This is a genomic window from Frisingicoccus sp. (assembly GCA_016298055.1).
In the GTDB taxonomy this organism is placed as follows: Bacteria; Bacillota; Clostridia; order Lachnospirales; family Lachnospiraceae; genus Frisingicoccus.
Genome location: JAEDDO010000120.1, coordinates 1 through 5,404 on the forward strand (window position 1 = coordinate 1; position 5,404 = coordinate 5,404).

A 5,404-nucleotide genomic window follows, 5' to 3' on the forward strand; every position below is an offset into this window, starting at 1 on the left:
TCTGAAATTCTTCAGATTTCTGAGGATCAGGTGGAAAATCAGTTGATGAACCTGTCGATTGATAAAAAGATCATCATAAAAAATATAGAAGATGAACCGGTGGTCTATGCATCCACTTATTATTATATGGAATTGAATACAGCCCGGATGTTAAAAAATCTGAACATCCGGTATGAAGTGAGTATGAGAGAAGCCGAGCATCAGATTCAGAGAATTGAAGCCGAGGAAAAGATTTTTCTGGATGATATGCAAAAGACAGCGGTAGTTGAAGCTGCCAGAAATGGTGTGCTGGTGATCACGGGTGGTCCGGGTACGGGAAAAACAACAACGATTAATGCACTGATTCGTTTTTTTGAAAATGAGGGCATGGAAATCCGCCTTGCGGCGCCAACAGGCAGAGCGGCAAAACGTATGACAGAAGCTACCGGATGTGAAGCACAGACCATCCATCGTATGCTGGAACTTACCGGTGGTCCTGAGGAAGAGCAGGGAAGTCATTTTGAGAGAAATGAACAAAATCCTCTGGAAACGGATGTAGTCATTATTGATGAGATGTCCATGGTGGACATACATCTGATGCATGCACTTTTAAAGGCCATTGTGCCCGGAACACGCCTCATTATGGTCGGCGATGTGAATCAGCTTCCGTCTGTCGGACCGGGAAATGTATTAAAGGACATTATTCGTTCCCATTGTTTTAATGTGGTCATGCTGACGAAAATTTTTCGTCAGGCTATGGAAAGTGCTATTATTAAAAATGCCCATAAAATCAATGATGGAGAAGATATTGACCTTGCTGTGAAGACAACGGATTTTTTCTGTCTGAAGCGTTATCAGGCAATGGATATTCAGGGAGTCGTTATTGCACTTGTCCGAGATATACTTCCGAAAAATATAGGAGCCGCATCGAATGATATTCAGGTACTCACACCGATGCGAAAAGGTGAACTTGGAGTTGAACGGTTCAATAAGCTGCTTCAGGAATATTTAAATCCTAAGGATGGATCCAAGCGGGAAAAAGAACAGGGTGACAGGATTTTCCGTGAAGGTGACAAGGTTATGCAGATTAAAAATAACTATCAGCTGGAGTGGGAGATCACAGACCGGTATAATATACCTCTTGAGAAGGGGGTAGGTGTTTTTAACGGAGATACGGGAATTGTAAAAGAAATAAACTTTTTTGCGGAGCAGATGACGGTTGAGTTTGATGAAGGGCGTAAAATTGTTTATTCCTTCAATCAGCTGGATGAATTGGAACTCGCTTATGCCATCACGGTACATAAGTCCCAGGGGAGTGAATATCCGGCGGTTGTCCTGCCGCTTCTTGAGGGTCCAAAGATGCTTTTTAACCGGAATATTCTTTATACAGCCGTGACTCGTGCCAAAAAATGCGTGGCTATTGTCGGCAGTGAACATACCGTTTCACGGATGATATACAACCAACAAGAACAAAAACGTTATAGTTCTCTGGATAAATGGATCGGAGAAATGTAAAAATGTGGATAAAGTTTATATTTTTTTAAGACTTTATTATAGAGCACAAATGTAGAATTTAAGGCATTTTTATGATATTATGTAGGTTAACATGGAGAAGTATAGAATTTTAAGGAATTATTAGTTAATTATGAAAAGTATTATTATTAATCTGCAAAAAACCATATTTCTATTATGGAAAATCTTATTGTATTTTTTATTGATGTCTATATTCATTGGGGTTTTTTCGTTTCCAAATCCTCAGCTGCTTCGTTTGTCACGTACACTCGGTGTAACTTTGCTTACTTTTGCAGCGGTTGGTTACGGGATGATCAATGCTTATGGAAAATTTGACATCGGTCAGAGAAAGAGTAAACCGATTATTTATTCTCTTGGACTTGCCGTGATCATTACGGATATTGTAACGTATATTCAGCTGGCTGTTATGAATACGAATCCGGCGAATAACAGTACGCTCAAGTTTGAAAACCTGGGTTGCCTTGTGATCGTCATGGGGCTTCAGGTGTTTCTTATAGTCGTGATGACATATCTTGGAAATTATGTATATTTTCGGATTAATCATCCGGAGATCAGCTGTATTGTCACATCATCCAGGGAGTCGATGCAGCAGATTTATGTGGCGGTCAACCGTTATAAAAAACAGTATAATATAAAATATATTCTTGATTACAGGGATAAGAATTTATATGATACGATTTTAAAATGTCATACAGTTTTTATTTATGATGTTCCGATAAAGGATCGGACAGAAATTTTTGAATTTTGTTATCGCCATTCCCGCAATATTTATTTTAATCCGGATGTTCCGGATGTGGTGGAATTTAATGCCCAGCATATTGTGTTAGATGATGTGTCTCTGATCGGTGCCACGGTAAAGGAGCTGTCTTTGGAGCAGCGGTTTATAAAACGGAGTATGGACCTTATCCTGTCGGGCATTGGTCTTGTTGTTTCCAGTCCGATCTGGCTGATCTGTGCCGTATGCATCAAGGCAGAGGACGGCGGAAGTGTCTTTTTTAAACAGAAGAGAGCGACAAAGAATGGCGAAGTTTTCGAAGTTTATAAGTTCCGTACGATGAAAGAGAATGTGGAAAACTTCTCCTCTACGGCAGATGATGATCGAATTACAAAAGTGGGAAAGGTGCTGAGAAAGTGTCGTCTTGATGAACTTCCTCAGATATTGAATATTTTAAAAGGGGAGATGAGCCTTGTAGGGCCGCGTCCGGAGATGCTTGAGAATGTGTACAGTTATACGGCACAGCTTCCCGAATTTGAGTACCGCCTTCGTGTAAAAGCGGGGCTTACCGGCTATGCTCAGATTGCAGGCAAATATAATACATCCCCGAGAGATAAACTGATTCTGGATTTGATGTATATTGAGAATTACAGTTTGTGGAAAGATATCAAACTGCTTTTTCAGACATTGATCGTTTTGTTTAAATCAGACAGTACAGAAGCTTTTGACAGTAAACGAAGGATTGAATTTCCGGAATATAAAAACATAGAAAATGAGGTAAATACTGATGAACAGTAATCCGATAAAGGTAAGCGGATGCGTTGTTACGTACAATAATGCATCTATTATCTCTGAATGTATAGAATCTGTTTTGAAATGGACAAAAAACTATGATTTTAAATTATATATATCTGATAATGGATCAACAGACGGAACAGTTGAGTTGATCAGACGCAGATTTCCGCAAGTTATTGTTTTGGAGAATAAGCGCAATCTGGGATTTGGAGGCGGACATAACCGTATTCTTCGCAAACTGGATTCAAAATATCATTTTGTTATTAATCCGGACATTTTTGTGACACAGGATGTTTTCGGACCGATGGTGGATTATCTTGAGGTGCATAGGAATGCAGCGATGATCACACCGAAGATCATGAATGATAACGGAACAGAACAGCAGCTTCCGAAGAGGAATCCAACCATTCGTTATACGATTTTAAGTAAATTTAAGCCATTTAAACATTATCGACAGATATATACAAGAGAACTTGAGAATCTTAATACCCCGACAGATGTGGATTTTTGCACAGGATGTTTTTTTGCCATCCGTACATCTGTTTTTAAGCGTCTGAAAGGATTTGACAAGCGTTATTTTATGTATATGGAGGATGCGGATCTTTCGAGAATGGTGCGTCAGCGTTACAGAATCGTTTTCTTTCCGTCGGTGTATGTTTATCATAAATGGCATCGGGAAAATTTAAGAAATCTGCGTGGTATTTTAAGATGGCTGAAGTCCATGATTCAGTATTATATGAAATGGGGATGGGAGTTCTAAGATGACACAGATATTTGGAATTATAGTTGTTTATAATAAAAATGTATGTGACTCTGTCACATATCAGTGCATAAAAAAGCAGGGCCGGATCAAGATGATCGTGTGTGATAACAGCACAAAAGATTACGGCAACAGAGATATTGTGGTATCGGACGGATACCAGTATGTGGATATGCACGGCAATCAGGGACTGAGCAAAGCGTATAATAAGGCATTGGATGTGATTCATACACTGAATCCGTCCATGAAAGGGTATGTGATGCTTTTTGATGACGATACCGATATACCGGAAGACTATTTTAAGCAGATGTACAGAGCTTTAGAGCGGCCGTCGGCACATATTTATCTTCCGATTGTCAAGGATGAAATCGGCGTATTGTCACCGTCCATGATGAAAAAATATTATTGTCACAGAGCGATTGGAGGAGATGTATGGAAAATTCGCCAGAATGAGCTTTGCGGCATTAACAGCGGTATGGTCATTTATCTGGGAATTTTCAGGAAATATCGATATAATGAAGCTCTGTTCCTGGATTATGTGGATCATAATTTTATCCGGGATATGCGAAGAAGGCATTGCAAAATCCAGATTGTGGATACATGTCTGTATCAATCCTTTTCTTCAAATATTTATGATGAACAAAAGGAACTTGCGCGTTTAAAAATTTTTGAAAAAGATATTCGTGCTTTTTATAGAAAAGGTTTTGTGAGCAAGGCTTTTTTTCACTATACAATGATTCGGAGAAAGATGAAACTGGCACTTAAATATAAAAAGCCGGGAATACTATTTAGATAAGGCGGAGCACATGAAGATTTTAAAGAAGACGGCAATTATTTTTTGCTTTTTATTTTGTATAGAGTTGATTTTGGGATTTACAGGGACGATGGTTATGATCGGTGGTATAGCTATTCGTCATATTCTTTTTATTCTGGCATTTTTAAGCTTGTATGCTTATTTTTTTGTATATCTTCTGGTAAACAGGATTAAAATTTTTTCTCTGAGTAAAGATTCTTATTTCGGAAGTTATACCGCTATTGATATTGGGGCAGTTCTGTTTGAAATATCCATGATATTATCCATGACACTGATTCCGTGGCTGAAGGGAACAAGCCTTCAGTATGCACACAGTGAAGCTTTCGATTCGGCTGCTGTATTTTCTTTATTTTTTCCTGCTTCTTATTTAATTAAGAGGAAAGAATTTGAAATGACAAAATTTCTGGAATTTTTAAAATATGTTGTTTTTGCGCTGGCTCTTGTACATATTGGTATGTATTTTGCCCAGGAAGCAAATCCCAAGTTTATTTATGAGTTTTTTGAAGGCTTTTCAAATCTGGTTCATGGTCACAGCATTGCGCCTTCAATTACTCTGGGTCATGGCGGGTATACCCGTATTATTTTTACCACATCCATCTATCTGATCGTCGGTATATATATATTCTTCTATAATCTGGAAAGGAATAAATGGTATGATTATATCATTTTTGCTGTGGAGATTCTTGCGGTTATCACAACAGTAACAAAATCGATATGGTTTGGTATCGGTATCGGATTTTGTGTATTTTTCCTGCTGGCAGTTGTTACGAACATAAAAAATAACAAAACTTATCTTTTGAAACTTTTG

5 protein-coding genes are annotated in these 5,404 nt (G+C 38.3%); all 5 read left to right on the forward strand.

What is annotated here, in order from left to right; genetic code table 11:
• On the forward strand, positions 1–1,494 hold a 1,494-nt coding region (gene recD2 / locus QZZ35_RS08705), incomplete at its 5' end, for an SF1B family DNA helicase RecD2 (RefSeq protein WP_291237047.1).
• A 187-nt stretch (positions 1,495–1,681) separates the two neighbouring features.
• Entirely contained in the window at positions 1,682–3,025 is a 1,344-nt protein-coding gene (locus QZZ35_RS08710; RefSeq protein WP_291237048.1) for an exopolysaccharide biosynthesis polyprenyl glycosylphosphotransferase, read from the forward strand.
• The gene (locus QZZ35_RS08715) at positions 3,015–3,782 is read left to right on the forward strand and encodes a glycosyltransferase family 2 protein (RefSeq protein WP_291237049.1); all 768 of its coding nucleotides are present in this window, start codon (positions 3,015–3,017) and stop codon (positions 3,780–3,782) included. Before QZZ35_RS08710 ends, QZZ35_RS08715 begins: the two co-directional genes overlap by 11 nt.
• A 1-nt stretch (position 3,783) precedes the next feature.
• On the forward strand, positions 3,784–4,578 hold the full coding sequence (locus tag QZZ35_RS08720; RefSeq protein WP_291237050.1) for a glycosyltransferase: 795 nt from the start codon (positions 3,784–3,786) through the stop codon (positions 4,576–4,578).
• A gap of 10 nt (positions 4,579–4,588) precedes the next feature.
• The coding region (locus QZZ35_RS08725; protein WP_291237051.1) for a hypothetical protein at positions 4,589–5,404 on the forward strand (816 nt) is incomplete at its 3' end.

Excerpts from the sequence above, each read along its gene's own strand:
- QZZ35_RS08715 (WP_291237049.1), top strand. The coding sequence starts at position 3,015 with ATGAACAGTAATCCGATAAAGGTAAGCGGATGCGTTGTTACGTACAAT.
- QZZ35_RS08720 (WP_291237050.1), top strand. The coding sequence starts at position 3,784 with ATGACACAGATATTTGGAATTATAGTTGTTTATAATAAAAATGTATGT.